General features: G+C 69.7%; 17 protein-coding genes and 1 pseudogene. 13 read left to right on the top strand and 5 right to left on the bottom strand.

The window, feature by feature from the left end:
* Positions 1–104: 104 nt before the first annotated feature.
* Positions 105–1,268, top strand: a complete 1,164-nt coding sequence (locus AC06G6_RS14205) for a trans-sulfuration enzyme family protein (protein WP_479823069.1) — start codon at positions 105–107, stop codon at positions 1,266–1,268.
* 43 nt (positions 1,269–1,311) lie between these two features.
* Here AC06G6_RS14205 and AC06G6_RS14200 read toward each other — a convergent pair whose 3' ends face one another.
* Positions 1,312–2,625: an MFS transporter gene (locus AC06G6_RS14200; RefSeq protein ID WP_479823067.1), complete on the bottom strand. Its 1,314-nt coding sequence runs from the start codon at positions 2,623–2,625 to the stop codon at positions 1,312–1,314.
* Positions 2,626–2,715: 90 nt separating this feature from the next.
* On the opposite strand from AC06G6_RS14200, the gene AC06G6_RS14195 reads away from it, so the two are divergent.
* On the top strand, positions 2,716–3,699 hold the full coding sequence (locus AC06G6_RS14195) for a LysR family transcriptional regulator (protein ID WP_479823065.1): 984 nt from the start codon (positions 2,716–2,718) through the stop codon (positions 3,697–3,699).
* A gap of 34 nt (positions 3,700–3,733) precedes the next feature.
* On the opposite strand, the gene AC06G6_RS14190 is transcribed toward AC06G6_RS14195, so the two are convergent.
* Entirely contained in the window at positions 3,734–4,780 is a 1,047-nt protein-coding gene (locus AC06G6_RS14190; protein ID WP_479823063.1) for a nitronate monooxygenase, read from the bottom strand.
* A gap of 36 nt (positions 4,781–4,816) precedes the next feature.
* On the opposite strand from AC06G6_RS14190, the gene AC06G6_RS14185 reads away from it, so the two are divergent.
* The 9 genes and pseudogenes from AC06G6_RS14185 (at position 4,817) to AC06G6_RS14145 (ending at position 13,875) form a co-directional block, all read left to right on the top strand.
* Entirely contained in the window at positions 4,817–5,749 is a 933-nt protein-coding gene (locus AC06G6_RS14185) for an N-acetylglucosamine kinase (RefSeq protein ID WP_479823061.1), read from the top strand.
* Positions 5,750–5,794: 45 nt separating this feature from the next.
* Positions 5,795–6,246: pseudogene (locus AC06G6_RS14180) on the top strand (NUDIX hydrolase).
* 347 nt (positions 6,247–6,593) lie between these two features.
* On the top strand, positions 6,594–7,748 hold the full coding sequence (rsgA, locus tag AC06G6_RS14175; RefSeq protein WP_479828689.1) for a ribosome small subunit-dependent GTPase A: 1,155 nt from the start codon (positions 6,594–6,596) through the stop codon (positions 7,746–7,748).
* Positions 7,749–8,008: 260 nt separating this feature from the next.
* On the top strand, positions 8,009–9,103 hold the full coding sequence (locus AC06G6_RS14170; protein ID WP_479823059.1) for an ABC transporter ATP-binding protein: 1,095 nt from the start codon (positions 8,009–8,011) through the stop codon (positions 9,101–9,103).
* A complete protein-coding gene (locus tag AC06G6_RS14165) occupies positions 9,103–9,849 on the top strand; it encodes an ABC transporter permease (RefSeq protein ID WP_479823057.1) in 747 nt (248 codons plus the stop codon). The genes AC06G6_RS14170 and AC06G6_RS14165 overlap by 1 nt, the downstream gene beginning before the upstream one ends.
* A complete protein-coding gene (locus AC06G6_RS14160; protein WP_479823055.1) occupies positions 9,846–10,589 on the top strand; it encodes an ABC transporter permease in 744 nt (247 codons plus the stop codon). Before AC06G6_RS14165 ends, AC06G6_RS14160 begins: the two co-directional genes overlap by 4 nt.
* Positions 10,586–11,548, top strand: a complete 963-nt coding sequence (locus tag AC06G6_RS14155; RefSeq protein ID WP_479823053.1) for an ABC transporter substrate-binding protein — start codon at positions 10,586–10,588, stop codon at positions 11,546–11,548. Before AC06G6_RS14160 ends, AC06G6_RS14155 begins: the two co-directional genes overlap by 4 nt.
* 176 nt (positions 11,549–11,724) lie before the next feature.
* Positions 11,725–12,945, top strand: coding sequence for a pyridoxal phosphate-dependent aminotransferase (locus AC06G6_RS14150; protein WP_307460270.1), 1,221 nt, complete (start codon positions 11,725–11,727; stop codon positions 12,943–12,945).
* Positions 12,946–13,020: 75 nt separating this feature from the next.
* Complete coding sequence (locus AC06G6_RS14145) at positions 13,021–13,875, top strand: PPK2 family polyphosphate kinase (RefSeq protein WP_479823050.1); 855 nt, start codon at positions 13,021–13,023, stop codon at positions 13,873–13,875.
* A gap of 14 nt (positions 13,876–13,889) precedes the next feature.
* Here AC06G6_RS14145 and AC06G6_RS14140 read toward each other — a convergent pair whose 3' ends face one another.
* Complete coding sequence (locus AC06G6_RS14140; protein WP_479823048.1) at positions 13,890–14,120, bottom strand: exodeoxyribonuclease VII small subunit; 231 nt, start codon at positions 14,118–14,120, stop codon at positions 13,890–13,892.
* A 55-nt stretch (positions 14,121–14,175) separates the two neighbouring features.
* Positions 14,176–15,462 carry an exodeoxyribonuclease VII large subunit gene (xseA, locus tag AC06G6_RS14135; RefSeq protein ID WP_479823046.1) on the bottom strand — a complete coding sequence of 429 codons (1,287 nt, stop codon included), beginning with the start codon at positions 15,460–15,462 and terminating at the stop codon, positions 14,176–14,178.
* A gap of 236 nt (positions 15,463–15,698) precedes the next feature.
* Between xseA and AC06G6_RS14130 the strand changes: the two genes are divergently transcribed.
* Both AC06G6_RS14130 and AC06G6_RS14125 read left to right on the top strand, forming a co-directional pair.
* Positions 15,699–16,541, top strand: a complete 843-nt coding sequence (locus tag AC06G6_RS14130; protein WP_479823044.1) for a hypothetical protein — start codon at positions 15,699–15,701, stop codon at positions 16,539–16,541.
* Between the two features lie 67 nt (positions 16,542–16,608).
* The gene (locus AC06G6_RS14125) at positions 16,609–17,700 is read left to right on the top strand and encodes a 4-hydroxy-3-methylbut-2-enyl diphosphate reductase (RefSeq protein ID WP_479823042.1); all 1,092 of its coding nucleotides are present in this window, start codon (positions 16,609–16,611) and stop codon (positions 17,698–17,700) included.
* A 40-nt stretch (positions 17,701–17,740) separates the two neighbouring features.
* Here AC06G6_RS14125 and AC06G6_RS14120 read toward each other — a convergent pair whose 3' ends face one another.
* Complete coding sequence (locus AC06G6_RS14120; protein WP_479823039.1) at positions 17,741–19,045, bottom strand: DNA recombination protein RmuC; 1,305 nt, start codon at positions 19,043–19,045, stop codon at positions 17,741–17,743.
* Positions 19,046–19,191 lie beyond the last annotated feature (146 nt).

The raw sequence follows: 19,191 nt of genomic DNA, 5'->3' as shown, positions 1-19,191 counted from the left end.
TCATAAACGGCTCATTCCGACACTTCCATTCGCGGGCCCTACAAAACTCCGAATTATTGCCAGATACTTGCGGAATTCAACGGTGAATATTCATAAGGAGCAAGGTGCTTTCTCAAGACTCGCTGGCCGTCCACGCCGGCCGCAACGGACTCACTGAACTGGGCGTGCACGCCGTGCCGATCGATCTGTCCACCACGGCGCCCCTGCCCTCCGTGCACGACGGCGGGCTCGCCTATGAGCACATGGCCACCGGCGGCACCCACGTCGAGGGCCAGAGCACCGTCTACCAGCGGCTCTGGAACCCCACCGTGGCGCGGTTCGAGGAGGGCGTCGCCGTCCTTGAGGAGACCCCGGAGGCCGTGGCGTTCGCCACCGGCATGGCCGCGCTCAGCGCCGTCCTGCTCGCCGTCGTCGCCACCGGAAAGAAGCATGTCGTCGCGGTGCGGCCGCTGTACGGCGGCAGCGACTACCTGCTGGCCTCGGGCGTGCTCGGCAACGATGTCACGTTCACAACCGCGGAGGGCGTGCACGCCGCGCTCCGCCCCGACACCGGCCTGGTGATCCTGGAGACGCCGGCCAACCCGAGCCTGGAGCTGGTGGACATCGCCCGCGTGGCCGCGGCGGCGGACGGCGTCCCGGTCCTGGTCGACAACACCTTCGCCAGTCCCATCCTCCAGCAGCCCTATCTGCACGGCGCCGCGATGGTGCTGCACAGCGCCACCAAATTCCTCGGCGGACACGGCGACGCCATGGGCGGCGTGGTGGCTGCGGCTCCCGAATGGACCACCAGGCTGCGCCAGATCCGGGCTGTCACCGGCGGCATCCTCACACCCTGGCCCGCCTATCTGCTCCACCGCGGGCTGGCCACGCTGCCGGTCCGGGTGCGGGCGCAGCAGGCCAGCGCACAGAAGGTCGCCGCCGCCCTGGCCGGTCACGGCCTGGTCCGGCGCGTCTTCTACCCGGGGCTGCCCGAGTGCGATCCGCAGGGGCTGATCGGAACGCAAATGTCCGGTCCCGGCTCGCTGCTCGCCTTCGAGGTGGGCAGCGCCGAGCATGCCGAAAGGATTCCGTCCGCCGTCGGCATGATCACGCATGCGGTCTCGCTCGGCGGCATCGACACCCTGATCCAGCACCCGGCCGGGCTGACCCACCGGCCCGTTGCCGCCGATGCCAAGCCGCATGCCAGCCTGCTGCGCGTGTCCGTGGGCCTGGAGGACCCGTCCGACATCGTGGCCGACCTCGTGCAGGCCATCGAAGCGACCTGCTGACGCCCTCCGCGCGTCCCCTCAGCGGCCGGCGCCGGCTGCAGCTTCAGCTGCCGGCGTCGGCCCGCGCCTCGGCCGACGGGCGGGCGGGATGCACGACGGCGGTGATCACCGCCGTCGTGCAGGCCAGACCGATCACGGTCAGCGCCAGCGCGGTCCAGCCCAGTGACTGGAAAACCAGTCCGCCGGCCCAGCCGATGACGCTGGACCCGAGGTAGTAGGCGAGGTTGTAGAGCGAGGCCGCCTGGGCCCGGCCGGTCGTGGCGATCGCCCCGGTCCAGCCTGCGCCGACGCTGTGCGCCGCAAAAAAGCCGGCGGTGAACAGCAAAAGGCCCGCCATGATGAGTCCGAGCAGCTGGGTCAGGGTCAGGGCCAGGCCGGCCGCCATGAGCACCGTCCCCGCAATCAGCACCGTGCGCCGCCCGAACCGCTCCGTCAGTCCGCCGGCCCAGCGGGAGGAGACCGTGCCGGAGAGGTAGGCCAGGAAGATCAGGCTGATGATGGTGGCCGGCAGGCTGAAGGGTTCGCCGGAGAGCCGGAAGCCCAGGTAGTTGTAGACAGCCACGAAGCCGCCCATCAGCAGGAACGCCTGGACGTAGAGAGCCAGCAGCCGCGGATTCCGCCCGTGGCCGGCCAGCGTCCGGAAGGCCCCGCGGAAGCCGCCGGCCGCCGCGGCCGTGAACCCCCGGGCCTGCGGCACGAGGACCACAAACAGGGCCGCGGCCACGGCGGCCAGGATCGAAACAGCCAGGGCCGCGGCCCGCCAGCCCCAGACTTCGCCGACGAAGCCGGCCAGCAGCCGGCCGGCGAGTCCGCCCAGGGTGGTACCGGCTACGTAGGTTCCGGCCGCCAGCGCGGCGTGCGCCCTGTTGACCTCCTCGTTGAGGTAGGCGATGGCGATGGCGGGGATGCCGCCCAGTGCCATGCCCTCGAGCATCCGCAGGCCCAGCAGCATCGGGAAGCTGGAGGCGAGCGGGACCAGCAGGCCCAGGACCGTGGCAGCAGAAATGCCCCACATCATGGCCCGGACCCGGCCGATCCGGTCGGCCAGGAACGACCACGGAAGGACCGTCGCCGCCAGCCCCACGGTGGCGAGCGAGATGGTGAGGGCCGCCTCGGCCGCCGTGATCTGCAGATCCGCCGCCATCATCGGCAGCACCGCCTGGGTGGAGTAGAGCTGGGCAAAGGTGGCGACGCCCGCGAACGCCAGGCCGGCCAGAATCTTCCGGTAGGCCGCGGACCCCTTCGGATGCCCCGGCCAAACAGCAGGGGTCCCGTCGGCAGGGTCCGGCTGGACCCGGCCCTGGACCTGGGCCTGGTCGCGGGCAGCGGGGCGGCGGAGCATTGGAAGGCGGGGCATCTTCCCAGAATAGGCTTCCGAAAGACATGCCTCCAATGCATGATTCTCATAGAATTAATAGCAAATACGGAACGATCTGGAGGACGGGCCATGGACGTGGAACACAAACAGCTGGTCCAGCTCCTGCCGCTGCTGCCCCTGCTGGCCGAACTCGGGCGCACCCCGCACATCACGGAGACCGCCGAAGTGCTGGGACTGCCCCAGTCGACGGTGAGCCGGGGAATCGCCCGGGCCAGCAGCATCATCGGGACGGAACTGCTGATCCGCGACGGCCGCGGCGTGCGGCTGACCCCCGCCGCGAAGGCGCTCCTGCCGCACATCGAGGCCGCGCTCGGCGAGTTCCAGAGCGGGCTGGACCTGGTCCGGCACGAGTCGGAGGTGGTGCGCGGCCGGATCGCGGTGACGTTCCAGCACACCTTCGGCGAGGCAATGCTGCCGCTGCTGATCAGCGCCTTCCGCAGCCGGCATCCGCAGCCGGCGTTCGACCTCAGCCAGGGCGCCCGGGACGGCTGCCTGGCGGAACTGGCCGCCGGCGACGCGGACCTGGCCCTGACCGCCCCGGTCGCTGCGCCGAGCCGGCTGATCTCCTCCGCCGCTCTCTACCGGGAACCGCTGCGGCTCGTGGTCCACCACCGGCATCCCCTCGCGACGCGGCGCAGCGCGGGCCTCGCGGAGATCCGGCAGGACCCGTTCGTGGCGATGGGTGCCGGCTACGGCATGCGCTCGCTGACGGACGCCCTGTTCCGGGAGGCGGGCTTCCGGCCCCGCATCGCCTTCGAGAGCCAGGATTCCCACACGGCCAGGGGCCTCGTCTCGGCAGGTCTCGGCGTGAGCATTCTCCCGCCCGGCGGCCCGGCCCCCGGACGCCACACCCCCGGGCAGTCCGGCGACCTTGGCTGGGTGGAGCTCGCCCTGGATTCCGGACTGGCCTTCCGGGAGATCGGGCTGGCCTGGCGGAGCCGCCGGGGCGGGACGGACACCGAGCCGGACCCGGTGCGGCTGTTCCGGGAGCTGGTGCTCAGCGAAGGCCCGGAACTCCTGGCCGGCTTCGTCCGCGGCCGCTCCGGCACCTGAGCCGGGCGTCCGCCGGAGGCCCCGGTGCCGGCCGTCAGCCCAGCAGTTCCGCCATCACCTCAGCGACGGAACCGGGCCGCGCCCGCTGCCAGCCCGTCCCGGCCCAGAGGTTGAGCCGTTCCGCATCCCCGGCGGCAGCCGCGGCCGCGCGCAGGGGAGCGGTGAGGTGGTGCACGGCGGGATAGGACTCCGGCGCGTCGGGGTGGTCCCGGACAAACTCGTTGACCAGCGCCCGGGCGGGCCGTCCGGTGAACGCTTTCGTCAGCCGGGTCTGCGTGAAGTGCGGGCTGGCGAGGGCGTCCTTGTGCAGCTGCCGGGCCCCGCTTTCGTGCGTGCGCAGGAACGCCGTGCCCAGCTGGGCGGCCTGTGCCCCCGCGGCCAGCACCTCCTCCAGGCCCGCGCGGTCCATCACCCCGCCGGCGGCCAGCAGCGGGAGCCCGACGGCGGCCCGCACCCGGGCGAGCAGCCCCGCCGTCGTGCCCGGCCGGGTGTCAGCGCGTCCGGCATCCTGCGCCGCAGCGCCCGGCCGGAACGCCGCGCTGTGGCCGCCGGCGCTCGCATGCTGCACCACCAGCGCGTCCACGCCCTGCCCGGCGGCCTCCAGCGCCTCGTCCACCGTGGTGACTGTGGCGAGCACGGCGGAGCCTGAGCGCTGCAGCGCCCGGACAACATCGGTCCCGGGCAGCCCGAAGGCAAAACTGACCAGTTCCACCGGATCGGCCAGCAGCGCATCGATCTTGCCCTGCCAGTGGTCGTCGTCGTCGAGCCGCAGCGGCGGGACCTCCACGCCGTACCGCACGGCATCCGGCCGCAGCCGGGCGCGGTAGTCCTCGAGCTGCGCCACCACCGCTGCGGACGGCGGGAGCTGGGCGGGATCGGGAACGAAGACGTTTATGCCGAATCGGGTCCCGGAGGCGCGGGCCCTGCGGATCTCCGCCTGCATGGCATCCACGCTCTTATAGCCCGCGGCCAGGAAGCCCAGGCCGCCGGCGTTATGCACGGCCGCCACGAAGGCTGGCGTGGAAGTCCCGCCGGCCATCGGGGCGGCAATAATGCGGGTACCAAAGATGTCGTGCGACATTGCTCACTCCTGGAGAGGATTCAGTAGGCTGTTCCGGTGACTCATTCTGACATCCCGCCGGCGGCGGACCCCGTCGCCCCGACCGCACCCGCCGCCGTGATCGGCCTCGATATCGGCGGGACCAAGACCCGCGGCGTCCGCTTCGAGGACGGCACCGTCGTGGCCGACGAATCGGTGGGCAGCTCCAACGTCCAGAACGTCAGCCGCGAGGAGGCGGCTCTGCACCTCGCGGAGCTCTTCGCCCGGATCGGCGGCGGAACGGTCGCCCAGGTCTACGCGGGAGCCGGCGGCATCGATACCGACGAGGACGCCGCCGCGCTCGCTGCCCTGATCGCGCCGCACGTGCCGGGAGCCCGGATCACCGTGGTCCACGATTCGCGGCTCCTGCTGGCGGCCGGCGGCGCTAGCACCGGCGTCGCCGTCATCGGCGGAACGGGCTCGGCCGCGTGGGGCCGGAACAGCCAGGGCGAGGAGGCACGCGCCGGCGGCTGGGGCTACCTGCTTGGCGACGAAGGCAGCGGGTACTGGCTGGGCCGAGAGGCGGTGCGCCACAGCCTGCGGCGGATGAACCAGGGGCTGGAACCCGACGAGCTCACCACCGCGCTGCTGGCCTCCTGCGGTGTGGATGATCCCAACAAGCTGATCGCGCTCTTCCACTCACCGGACACCGGACGCCGGTACTGGGCCGAACGGGCCCGGCTGGTCGTCGACGCTGCCGCCGCCGGCCACGCCGCCAGCCAGGCACTCGTGGACCAGGCCGGACGGGACCTGGCGGCCCTGGCGCTGCAGACAGTCCGGAAGCTCGGCATCGACGGCCCGGTGATCCTGGGCAGCGGACTGGGCATGAACGTCCCCCGCCTGCAGGAATCCTTCCGCGCAGCCCTCGCCGCCGAGGGCATCATCGACGTCCGCGTCCTGGAGCAGGACCCTGTCTTTGGGGTGCTCCAGCTCGTGGCCGAGCAGGACTGACCCGGCCCACCGGGCTACTGCGCCGTCGGCCACTACGCTGGAGGAATGAGCCTCAACTTCGACACCCGGCCCGCCGCCTACGCGGTCATCATCCGCGACGGCGCCATCCTCCTGGCGTACTGGAAGCAGGGCGGCAAGGAAGGCTGGACCCTGCCGGGCGGCGGCCTGGACCTGGCCGAGCACCCAGTCGATGGCTGCCGCAGGGAAATCTTCGAGGAAACCGGGTACCACGCGGACGTCGGCGTCATGCTGGGGATCGACGTCGGGCACTGGCCCGCGGAGATCCGGATCGACGGCGGCGAACGGGACTTCCAGTCCCTCCGGTCATCTACGAGGCAACGATTACCGGCGGGGAGCTGCGGCACGAAGTGGACGGCAGCACCACACACGCCGACTGGATCCCGCTGGAGGACGTTCCCAGGCTCAACAAGGTCTCGCTCGTCGACGCCGCACTCCGGCTCCACCGCGAGCGGCCCCTGAACGGGCAGCTGTCCTGACCCGCCAGCTGTCCTGACCCGCCAGCTGCCCTGACCGGGTAACTTTCCTGGCCGGGCAACTTTTCCGGCGCGATTCCTAGCCAGGCCCGGGGCATCCGGCTATTCTGAAAAACGGCAGACAAGCCGACAGCGGGAACGGGGAGGTGGAGACGATGACTGCAACAGTCCGGTGCGCACTGCGCGCCAACATCAGCCAGCCCATCATTCCTGCCCCGGCCATCAGCACCCACTAGCCGCAACCCCTGCCAGGTTCCACCCGCAGCGCGGCACGTGCACCGGGGCCCACCAAAGGGTTTTCGTTGACTACTTCCTGTGCACATCCGGGCGCCTCCGGCGCCACCGACCCCATCCCCAGCACTCCCACCGCCGGCCCGGCAGCGTACGGCTTCACCGCCGCCGTCGCCGCACGGTTCACGGCCCATCCCGTGCCCGGCGGCACCGGCACGGGCCGGGTCATCCGCGTGGACCGCAACCTCGTCCTGATCGCCACACACGATACGACCCTCCATCTGCCGTATCCCGGCACCGGAGAGCTGCCCGCCACCGGCGACTGGGTCTGGCTCGGATCCGATACCGCGGGGGAGCCCGCCATCGCGGGGATCCTGCCGCGGCACTCGGAACTGAGCCGCAAACGCGCCTTTGACGCCTCCTCGGAGGCGCAGGTCCTCGGCGCCAACATGGACATCGTCGGCGTCGTCGTGCCCGTGGACCGTCCGCTCACCCACAACCGGCTCGAACGCACCCTCGTCGCGGCCTGGGACTCGGGAGCCACCCCGCTGGTCATTATCACCAAGGCGGACCTCGCCGACATCGCGGACGACGTCGTCGGCAAGGTAATCCTCCAGGCCGCCGGCGTCGCGGTGGTCACCACCTCCGCGGAACAACGCGACGGCCTCGACGAACTGCTGGGCCATCTCCCGCCCGGCGGAACCCTCGTGCTGCTGGGTCCCTCCGGGGCCGGCAAATCCACCCTGATCAACGCCCTCGCCGGCGCGGAGGTCCAGGAAACGGGGGAAGTCCGGGCCGGCGACGGCAAGGGCAAACACACCACGGCCTCCCGCGAACTCGTGCCCCTGCCCGGGGGCGCCGTGCTGATGGATACCCCCGGAGTGCGCGGCTTCGGTTTGTTCGACGCCGACAGCGGGATGGCGGAGATGTTCGGCGACCTCGAGGACCTCTTCGCCGAGTGCCGGTTTTCCGACTGCGCCCACGGCAGCGAGCCCGGCTGCGCCGTGCAGGCCGCGCTCGCTGACGGGTCCCTCGATGACCGCCGGTGGGAGAGCTACCTGAAACTCCAGCGCGAACTCGCTGCCCTGGCCCGGCGGCACGATGCCGCTGCCCGCCGCGCCTACGCACGGGAGTGGCACCAGCAGATTTCGGCCGCGGGCAAGAGCCAGCGTGCGGCAGAACGGGACAGCTACCAGGCCGCGGCCAACGAGGGCGGGAAGCGCGGCCGGAAGGGCCGGGGCGGGTCCAAAGGCGGCGGCCGGCAGACCCGCTGACCGGCCCGGAGGTGACCAGCAACAGCGCCGCGGGGCGGTGGAGGGGTGCTGCGGGGAAGTATTTCCGCGCGGCACCCATCCAAAGTCGCCTGCGCTTCGAATGACTACGTCAGCCACAGCGCCCTCGACGATATCCCTGACATTGTCAGCCGCGCTGGTTAGGCTGAGTTCTACCTGCTTTACAGCCAAAAATCAGCGTGTCTATGATCAGTTGGCTGGACCGTCCGTTGTTGCCGCCAAGAGTAAGGTAAGCCCCGGAAATGGCTGAAGCCATGATCGAGTTCCAGAACGTCACCAAGCGTTACCAGGGCGGCCAGCCCGCCGTCGATGACCTGACCATGTCCATCGACAAGGGCGCCATCACGGTCTTCGTCGGGCCCTCGGGCTGCGGCAAAACCACCTCGCTGCGGATGATCAACCGCATGGTTGAACCGACCTCGGGAACCATCACCGTGGACGGCCAGGACGTTACCGCGGTGCCGGCGGCGAAGCTGCGCCGGTCCATGGGCTACGTCATGCAGTCCTCCGGGCTGATGCCGCACCGTTCCGTCCTGGACAACATCGCCACCGTTCCCCGGCTTAACGGCGTCTCCAAGGCCGAGGCGCGGAAACGTGCGCAGGAGCTGCTCGACGTCGTCGGGCTGGCCTCCGCGCTGGGCAAGCGGTACCCCTCACAGCTGTCCGGCGGCCAGCAGCAGCGCGTCGGCGTGGCCCGGGCGCTCGCCGCCGACCCGCCCGTGCTGCTCATGGACGAACCCTTCAGCGCCGTGGACCCCGTGGTCCGCGATGAACTGCAGCAGGAACTCCTCAGGCTGCAGCGCGACCTGGCCAAGACCATCGTCTTCGTCACCCACGACATTGACGAGGCCACCGTCCTCGGCGACAAAGTGGCGGTCTTCGGCCTCGGCGGGAAACTGGCGCAATACGCCACTCCGGAGGAAATCCTGCGAGCCCCGGCCAACGACTTCGTGGCGTCCTTCGTGGGCCGCGACCGCGGCTTCCGGCACCTGGCCTTCAGCCCGTCCGACGGCGTGACCGTGCACCCGGCCCAGACGATCACCCCCGATGAACTCGACCGGGCAGGCAACGCCTCCGGCGAGTGGCAGCTGGTGGTCGACGAAAGCCTGCGTCCGCTCGGCTGGTCCGGTCCCGGCCAGGGCACGGCGACTGTGCCCGGCGGATCCCTCTTCCGGAAGGGCGACACGCTCCGCCGCGCCCTCGACGCGGCCCTGTCGTCGCCCTCCGGTCTCGGCGTCGCCGTGGATACGGACGGCCGCGTCGCCGGGGTCATCACCGCCGAGGAAGTCCTCGCCGTCATCGAGTCGGACCGCCATATCCGCCAGGGTGCGCGCTGATGGAGTGGTTCCTGGCCAACAGCGAACAGGTCTTCAGCCTCGCCGGCCAGCACCTTGTCCTGGCCATCCTGCCGATGGTGTTCGGGGTGCTCATCGCCGTCCCGCTGGCCCAGGTGGCCCGGCAGAACCGCGGACTCCGCTCCGTGGTCCTCACGGCGTCGTCCCTGCTCTACACCATCCCGTCCCTGGCGCTGTTCATCATCCTGCCGACCATCCTCGGAACCCGCATCCTGGACCCCGTCAATGTGGTGGTGGCACTGACCATCTACGCCGTCGCCCTCCTGGTCCGCGCCACCCTGGACGCCTTCGACTCGGTGGACGAGGATCTCCGGCAGGCCGCCGTCGCCATGGGGTTCAAACCCCTCGCACGGTTCCTGCAGATTGATCTGCCGCTGTCCCTGCCGGTGCTGTTCGCCGGGCTGCGGGTGGTCTCGGTCAGCAACATCTCGCTGGTCAGCGTCGCGGCGCTGCTCGGCATCGGCAACCTCGGCATGCTGTTCACCTCCGGCCTGCAGCGTGATTTCATCACCGAAGTGGTCGTGGGCATCATCGCCATCCTCATCCTCGCGCTGCTGATGGACGCCGTCCTGGTCCTCCTCGAGCGGCTGCTGACCCCCTGGACCCGCACGCCCGCCGCCACGGCCACGGCCACCGCCACCGGCGCCGACTCCGGCCCCGGCAAGCCCGGCCCCGCTGCCGCGGCGCTGCGGCTGTCCGATGCGCAGACCACCGGCGGTGCCTCATGAGCGTCGTGAACGACACCTTCGCCTGGCTCGCCGACCCGGAACAGTGGTCCGGCAGCGCCGGGATCCCCGCCCGGCTGGCCGAGCACCTGCTCTACACGGGGCTGGTGATGGCGATCGCCACGGCTATCGCCGTCCCCATCGGCCTGTACGTGGGGCACACCGGCCGCGGGCGGGTCGCCGCCGTCGCCGTCGCCGGTGCCCTCCGGGCCCTGCCGACCCTCGGCCTGCTCACCCTCTTCGTGCTGCTGGCCGGCATCGGGCTGATGCCGCCGATCTGGGCCCTCGTGATCCTGACGGTGCCGCCGCTGCTCGCCGGCACCTATGCCGGCATCGCCAGCGTGGACCGGAACGTCGTTGACGCCGCGCGGGCCATGGGCATGACGGAACTCCAGGTGCTGTTCCGCGCCGAGTTCCCCAACGCCCTGCCAGTGATGTACGGCGGGTTCCGGACCGGTGTTCTCCAGGCCATCGCCACCGTCTCGGTGGTGGCCTACATCAACCTCGGCGGCCTCGGCCGGTACCTCTTCGACGGACTCGTGCTCTCGGACTTCCCCCAGATGCTGGGCGGGTCCCTGCTCATCGCCGGACTGGCGATCGCCGTCGACCTTGTCCTTGCCCTCATCCAGAGGCTGTTCCTGTCCCAGGGAGCCTCAACCCAGCCAAACCGGAGCCAGCAGGCTGCGGTTGATCTCACAGACCCCGTACCCGCGGGGACTGTTGTTCAAGGAGGTACGTCATGAAGGAAACCCGCCAACGAGCACTCGGCAGGCGCGCATTCGGCGGCCTGGCCGCCGGGGTAGGCCTGGCCATGGCACTGTCCGCCTGCGGAGGCTCATCCGATCCGCTCTCCACGGCCCCCGCCACCGGCGGAGCCGCCTCCGGTTCGGGCTCGGCCCTCGTGATCGGGTCCGCCGACTTCACCGAGAGCCAGATCATCGCCGAGGTCTACGCCGGGGCGCTGAACGGTGCCGGCGTCACGGCGAGCACCAAGCCGAACATCGGTTCCCGCGAGGTCTACTTCAAGGCCGTCCAGGACGGTTCGGTGGACATCATCCCCGACTACAGCGGCAACCTGCTGCTGCACGTCAGCAAGGACGCCACGGAGGTCTCGGCCGAGGACATCTACAAGGCGCTGCCGGGCAAGCTGCCCGAGGGCCTGGCGGTGCTGGAGCCCTCCAAGGCCGAGGACAAGGACGCCATGGTCGTCACCAAGGCCACCGCGGAGAAGTACCAGCTGAAGTCGATCGAGGACCTCGCCAAGGTCTGCAGCGAAATCGTCGTGGGCGCCCCGGCGACCTTCGCCGAACGCGCTTACGGGCTCCCCGGCCTGGAGAAGAACTACGGCTGCGTGCCCAAGAAGCTGGAACCGTTCAGCGACGGCGGCGGGGCCGTGACGCTCAAGGCCCTGCTCTCGGACCAGGTCCAGGTGGCCGACATCTACACCACCACCCCGTCCATCGCGGACAACGACCTGGTGGTGCTCGAGGACCCGAAGAACAACTTCATCGCCCAGCAGGTCCTCCCGCTGTACAACACGGCGAAGATGACGGACAAGGCGAAGGAAACCCTGAACGCCGTGTCCAAGGTCCTCACCACCGAGGACCTGATCAACCTCAACCGCGCCGTCAGCGGCAGCCAGAAGCAGAACCCCAAGGACGCTGCGGCGGCCTGGCTCAAGGAAAAGGGACTGGTCCAGTAAGCGGCCCGTCCGGACCGCTCTGACGTACGACGGCGGCTGCCGGACTCCTCCGGTTCACGGGGGAGCCCGGCAGCCGCCGAAGCTTTTTACGGGGCGTGCGCCGCCTGTGACGGCGGGACACCCCCTGTGAGACAGATCTCGGCGGAAGTACATCCTCCATATGGCATATTTGATGAATGGCAGAATTCAAGCAGTCCACCAAGCTTCATAATGTCCTTTACGACATCCGTGGACCGATCCTCCTGGCCGCCCAGCAGATGGAGGCAGAGGGTCACCGCATCCTCAAACTGAACATCGGAAACCCGGCGCCGTTCGGGTTCGAAGCGCCGGACGCGATTCTGGTGGACATGATCCGCCACCTGCCGCACGCCCAGGGCTACAGCGACTCCCGCGGCATCTTCTCGGCCCGGACCGCCGTGTCGCAGTACTACCAGACCCGCGGGATCCAGAACATCCACGTGGATGACATCTACCTGGGCAACGGCGTCAGCGAGCTCATCACGATGTCCCTCATGGCACTGCTGGATGACGGCGACGAAGTCCTGATCCCCACCCCCGACTACCCGCTGTGGACCGCCTCCGTCGCCCTGGCCAGCGGCCGTCCCGTGCACTACCTGTGCGACGAGGAATCCGGCTGGCAGCCGGACCTGGAGGACCTCGAAGCGAAGATCACGCCGCGCACCAAGGGCATCGTGGTGATCAACCCGAACAACCCCACCGGCGCCGTCTATCCGGAAGACACCCTCAAAAAGATCGTCGCCCTGGCGGAAAAGCACGGGCTGGTCCTCTTCGCCGACGAGATTTACGAGAAGATCCTCTACGAGGACGCGGTCCACGTGAACATGGCCAGCCTGACCGGCGACGACGTCCTGTGCCTGACCTTCAGCGGACTGTCCAAGGCGTACCGCGTGTGCGGCTACCGTGCCGGGTGGATGGCCATCTCCGGCCCGAAAAAGGACGCCGCCGACTACCTCGAGGGCATCAACCTGCTGGCGAACATGCGCCTGTGCGCCAACGTCCCTGCCCAGCACGCGATCCAGACGGCGCTCGGCGGGTACCAGAGCATCAATGACCTCATCCTGCCGGGCGGGCGCCTGCTCGAGCAGCGGAACAAGGCCTACGACATGCTCAACGCGATTCCCGGGGTCAGCACCCAGCAGGCCCGGGGCGCCATGTACCTCTTCCCGAAGCTCGACCCCGAGGTCTACCGCATCCGCGACGACGAGAAGTTCGTCCTTGACCTGCTGCGCGAGCAGAAGATCCTGGTCTCCCACGGCCGGGCCTTCAACTGGGTCCGCCCGGACCACTTCCGGATGGTCACCCTGCCGCTCGTGAAGGACCTGGAAGAGGCCATCAACCGCATGGCGGACTTCCTGAGCCGGTACAAGGGGAACTAGCCTGAGCTCAGCAGCGCGGCGGGCGGTGGTCCGGCGGTCCGAACGGAGGCTGCCTGAACCGGAAAGAGGCAAGGGATGTCAGACGTCGTTGGATTCAAGGAGCACCCCTCCGAGACCTTAAAGGTCGGCAAAGGCTTCAGCCTGAAGAACACGGACCCGGACTCCACCCCCGGCTACCCGGGGGACAAGAACGACGGGGAGGTGCTGCTCGACGACCTCGATGACAACCTCGCCCTGCTCCAGGAACAGCTTTTCGCCGAATCGCGCTTCGGCGGGACCAAACGCATCCTGCTGATCCTGCAGGCCATGGATACGGCCGGCAAAGGCGGGATTGTCACGCACGTCATGGGAGCCATGAACCCGCATGGCGTCCAGATGAAGTCGTTCAAGGCACCCACGCCGGAAGAGAAGTCCTATGACTTCCTCTGGCGCATCGAGAAGGAAGTGCCGGCCGCCGGCATGGTGGGCGTCTTTGACCGGTCCCATTACGAGGACGTCCTGATCCACCGCGTCCACCGCTGGGCAGATCCGAAGGAACTCGAGCGCCGCTACAACGCGATCAACGAATTCGAGGCCAGGCAGACGGCCGCCGGCACCAGGATCGTCAAAGTGATGCTCCACATCAGCCGCGATGAGCAGAAGGAGCGGCTGCTCGCGCGGCTGGATGACCCGGCGAAGCTCTGGAAATACAGCAGCAATGACCTGAAAGAGCGCGCGTTCTGGGGCGACTACATGGACGCGTACCAGAAGGCGTTCGAGAAGACGGCCACCGAGCTCGCCCCGTGGTACGTCGTCCCGGCCAACAAGAAGTGGTACGCCCGGATCGCCGTGCAGCAGCTGCTGCTGGACGCGATGGAGGGCCTCAAGCTGCAGTGGCCGGTTCCGGACCTGGACGTCGCGTTGGAACGGGAACTCGTCGAGCGTTCCTGACCGGCCGGCGCGGGCTAGCCGGCCTGGGCGGGCTGGTCTCGGGCCGCAGCCAGGCGCTTGCGGGCACCTTCGAGCCACTGTTCGCAGCGCTTGGCCAGCGCCTCGCCGCGTTCCCAGAGCGCCAGCGACTCCTCGAGGCTCGCCCCGCCGGTTTCGAGCCGGGTGACGATGCCGACGAGCTGCTCGCGGGCCTCCTCGTAGCTGAGGCCCTCGATGTCGGTGTTGGGCTGTGTTTCTGCTGTCATGGCGTGCTGCTCCTTGCTCCGTCCCGCGGGACGGATCGTTCGGGTGGGTGGTTTGTCAGTCGCCGGCGGGTTCCTGGCCGCCGGTCGACTCCGCGGTGAACCGGCCTCCGGCCACCCGGACGGTCAGCGGCGTGCCCGACGGCGCCTGGTCAGGGTGCCGGACGACGTCCCGCCGGGTCCCGGGAGCTGTGTCGCCGCCGGCGAGCTGCACGACGGCGTACCCCCGGTCCAGGGTCTTCTGCGGCGAAAGCGCCCGGACCTGGGCCTTGAGGTGGACCAGCTGGTCGGCGGCCCGGACGACGGCGGTCGTGACCGCCGCCTGGGAGCGGCCCTTGAGCCGTTCGACGTCGTCGTGGCGGTTGTTGACCATGACTTCGGGGGACGCCAGCACCGGTCGGGAGCGCAGGGAGGCCAGGCGGTCCGTCTCACGTTCCACCAACCGGGTGACACCACGCCGGAGCTGGTCGCGGGCCTGACGGACGCGGGCGAGCTCTTCGACAACGTCCGGGACGATCCGCTTGGCGGCGTCGGTCGGTGTGGAGGCGCGCAGGTCCGCGACATCGTCGAGGATCGGCCGGTCCGCCTCGTGGCCGATCGCACTGACCACCGGCGTGGCAGCGTCCGACACGGCCCGGATGAGTTCCTCGTTGCTGAAAGGCAGCAGATCCTCCAGGGCGCCGCCGCCGCGGGCGATCACGATCACGTCCACCTCGGGATGCGCATCCAGCTCGCGGAGCGCGGCGATGACCTGCGCGACGGCAGTGTTGCCCTGGACGGCCACTTCGCGGATTTCGAATTCGACGGCGGGCCAGCGCAGCGCCGCGTTGCGCAGCACGTCCTTCTTGGCGTCCGAGTTGCGGCCGGTAATCAGGCCGATCCGGTGGGGGAGCAGGGGCAGGCGCTTCTTGCGGGCGTCGGAGAACAGCCCTTCCGCGGCGAGGGCATGGCGCAGGCGCTCGATCCGGGCGAGCAGGTCGCCGAGGCCCACCGGCCGGATGTCCTTCACCGACATGTTCAGCCGGCCCGTCTTGAGCCAGAATTCGGCCTTGATCAGGGCCACCACCCGGGAGCCGCGCTCCAGCGGGGTCTCCTGCCGGTCCAGCACATTGGTCCAGACGGCGGCGGGGAGGGAGATCTCAGCATCGATGTCCCGCAGCGTCAGGTAGGCGTTCGTGCCCCGCCGGTTCAGTTCGATGACCTGGCCTTCGACCCAGGCGGAGGGCGCGCGGTCGATGTGCATCTTGAGTTTCTGGGACAGCAGCTGCAGCGGCCAGGGGTTGTCCGGGCTGGTCTCAGCCGCCGTGCCCGGAACCGTGGTGGCGGCCGCAACGTCCTCAGACATGCCCGTGTCCCGGGGCGGAAATGGCCTGGTGCATATGCGTCGGTGTCCTTTGCCGGGGCGGGGATGTCAGCAGGTGCGGCCCCGGCGACTGCGCGTCAGGAAAGGCCACCGGCCGACAACTCGAACTTGTCGGTTTCAACTCTATCCATAGCTCTATCATCGGGGGCCGACTTTATCGTTCCGCAGGCCGCCCCCCGTAGGATGGGCACTACCCACCAACCACCTAGGACTTTCTCGTGCGCACTTTTGTCTCGGCCGTAGCGGTACTTATCGGGCTTGCCCTGGCGGCTGTCGCCGTTCCGGCCATGTGGGTGGACCGGAACATCGTCCAGCAGGACGGCTTCGTGGCGTTCACCGCGCCGCTGGGCAAGGATCCTGTGTTCCAGGAGCGGCTGGCCGCGGCCGCCGTCGGCAGCCTGGGCGCGGAGCGGATCCCGGCTGCGCTCAGCGGACTGGTCAACCCGATCCTGGAAAGCGCGGCCCGGTCGCTGACAAGTATGCCCGGCTACCCGGAGGCCTGGACCGAAACACTGCGCAAGAGCCACCAGCTGAACTTCGCCGACCCCGGCGCACCGACAGCCGAGGCCGGCCCGGCCACGTCGCTGACCCTGGACCTGGCTCCCCTCGTCGGTCTGGTGGCGAAGCAGGTGGCGGACGCCACCACCCTGCCGCTGGAGGCTCCGGAGCAGCTGCTGATTACGATCGGGCAGCCCGAGCACCGGCAGCTCCTCGACCGGATCTCCGCTTTCGCGCCGATGGGCTACGCCCTGGCCGTCGGCGCCCTCATCGCCTTCGCACTGGCCTTTGTGGCCGCCCGGCGGCGCTGGACTGTCCTGGCCGGCATCGGGCTCGGAGGCCTGGTGCTCGCCGGCGCCTGGAAGCTGGCCGCCGACGCCGCCGCGGGGGCCGTGACGGCAACGAGCAGCGGCAACGCGGTCGCGGAGATCTTCAAGAGCGAGTTCGTCGCCGCCGCCGGTTCCAGTTTCGGCCAGTGGACTCTGGCGGCCGCCGTGGCCGGCGGCGTCCTGCTGGCAGTCGGACTCGTGCTGCGCGTCCTCGGCGGGCGCCGAGGCGCCTGAGCGTCCGCCGCCGCGCCTGCGGCCGCGGCCAGATCGGCGGCCCGCCCAACACCGGTAGCATTGGGGCATGACTTCCACTGCTGTTTCCATTCCGATGCCAACCGTTCCGCGCCGGCGGCGCACGCCGGAAGAAGTCCTGGCTGCAGCCCCGGTTGACGGCCCGAAAAAGGTCCTGCTCGCGGCCCCGCGCGGCTACTGCGCCGGCGTCGACCGTGCGGTCATCGCGGTGGAAAAAGCGCTGGAGCACTACGGTCCGCCGGTCTACGTGCGCAAACAGATCGTCCACAACGTGCATGTCGTCAGTTCCCTGGAGGAAAAAGGCGCCATCTTCGTTGACGAGACCGACGAGGTCCCCGAGGGCGCCCTGGTGATCTTCTCCGCCCACGGTGTCTCACCCGCCGTGGTCCAGTCCGCCGAGGACCGGGGCCTGCGGACCATCGACGCGACCTGCCCCCTCGTGACCAAGGTGCACAAGGAGGCGGTGCGCTTCGCGAAGGACGACTTCGACATCCTGCTGATCGGCCATGACGGCCACGAGGAAGTCGAAGGGACCGCGGGCGAGGCCCCCGAGCACATCCAGATCATTAACGGCCCGCATGAGGTCGACAAGGTCACGGTCCGGGACCCGGAGAAGGTTATCTGGCTCTCCCAGACCACGCTCAGCGTGGACGAAACCATGGAGACCGTCCGCCTGCTCAAGGAGCGGTTCCCCACCCTGCAGGACCCGCCCAGCGACGACATCTGCTACGCAACCACCAACCGCCAGGTGGCCATCAAGAAGATCTCACCCCAGGCCGAGCTCGTGATTGTGGTCGGATCGGCCAACTCCTCGAACTCCGTCCGGCTCGTTGAGGTGGCGCTGGAGTACGGCGCGAAGGCCTCGTACCGCGTGGACTTCGCCAATGAGGTGGACGAGTCCTGGTTCGAGGGTGTGGCGACCGTCGGGGTGACCTCCGGTGCCTCGGTCCCGGAGGTCCTGGTCAAGGACGTCCTGCGCCTGCTCGCCGACTACGGCTACGGCGCGGTCGAGGAAGTCGTCACGGCTGAAGAGGACCTGCTGTTCTCGCTGCCGAAGGAGCTCCGCGCCACCCTGAAGCAGGCCGGCGACGTCACGCGTGCCCTCGGGGGCCGCGGGACACGCCCCGCCCAGACCTCCTAGGCGGCGCGGAAGTCCATACTTAGCGGCGCGGGGGTCCGTCCTAGGCGGCGGACTCCCGGTCCCCTGCACGCGCATCGCTGGCGGCTTCGTCCGCCGGCCGCGCGGACCCCAGCTCCTGCCCGTTCACGGGCTGGAGTTCCGGGGCGGCCACGGATCGCGGCGTCACCTCGACGGCCGCGGGGGTGGCCAGCCCGGTGGCGTCCAGGGCGTTGAGCTTCCGCGCAGTCGGCAGCACCCGGGCCTCCAGCGTGCCCACCATGGAGTTGTAGCGGTCCACGGAGGTCTTGAGGGAGGCGCCGAGCTTGGTGACGTTCTCGCCGAGCGTTCCCATCCGCTCGTAGAGCTGGTGGGCCAGTTCGAAGAGCTCCCGCGCGCTGTCCGTCAGGACGTCCTGGCGCCAGGTGAAGGCGACGGATTTCAGGACCGCGAGCAGGGTTGAGGGCGAGGCCAGCACCACGTTCCTGGACAGGGCGTAGTCCAGCAGGGCCGGGTCCGCCGAGAGCGCGGCCGCCAGGATCGACTCGGCCGGCAGGAAGCAGACCACCAGCTCCGGGGAGTTCCCCGGGATGTCCCAGTACTTCTTGTTGCTCAGCGCGTCCACATGGGCCTTGAGGGCCTTGGCATGGGCCAGCAGGTGGGCCTGCTGGCCGCTCAGGGATTGCGCGTGCTGCACCCCAGGAACAGACCCGGCGGACGCTCCGAGTTCCTGCGCCGCAAGATAGGCCGCCAGCGGCACCTTGGCGTCGACCACGAGCTGTTTCTGGCCGGGGAGCTGCACCACGAGGTCAGGCCGGATACTGCCCTCCGTCCCAGCGCCGTGCTGCTGGCCGCTGTGCACCTGCTCGTGGAAATCGACGTGGCGCAGCATCCCCGCGGCCTCGACCACCCGGCGCAGCTGGACCTCCCCCCACTGGCCGCGGGCGCTGTTGGACCGCAGCGCGGACTCCAGGGCATGGGTTGAGCGCAGCAGCTGCTCGTCGGACAACCGGGCTTCCTGCAGCTGCTGGGCCAGCTGTCCGTACTGCTCGAGGCGGTCGCGTTCCAGCAGCGACACCTGATGCTGCACGGCGGTGAGCTTCTCGGCCACCGGCGCCAGGGCCCGCAGCACGCTGCCGTCCTGGTTGCGGGACTCGCCAAGGTCCCGGTTCTGGGCCGCCAGCAGGCGCCGCTCGGCGTCGGCCGCGGCGAACTGCGCGCTGACCTCGGAGAGCCGGGCCGACACGGCGTCGAAATCCTGCTCCACGGCGAGGGTGCGGCGCCGGATCAGCAGAAAGACCACGGCGGCGCCGGCGACCGCGCCGACGAGCAGCATGAGCAGGGCAAGAATCAGTGCAAAAGCGTCCATGTCTTCACTGTGGCATGCCCCTCCGACAGTTTCCCGCCGGCGCCCCGCCGGTCCCCTGCCGGCGGCCCAACCAGGCGCCCGCCGGCGGCCCAACCAGGCGCCGAACCGGGCCCCCGCAGGGGACCCCGGCCGCAGCAGGTAGAATT

It is taken from the genome of Arthrobacter sp. CJL-S3 (assembly GCF_056711635.1).
This window is presented reverse-complemented; position numbering and strand designations above follow the sequence as displayed.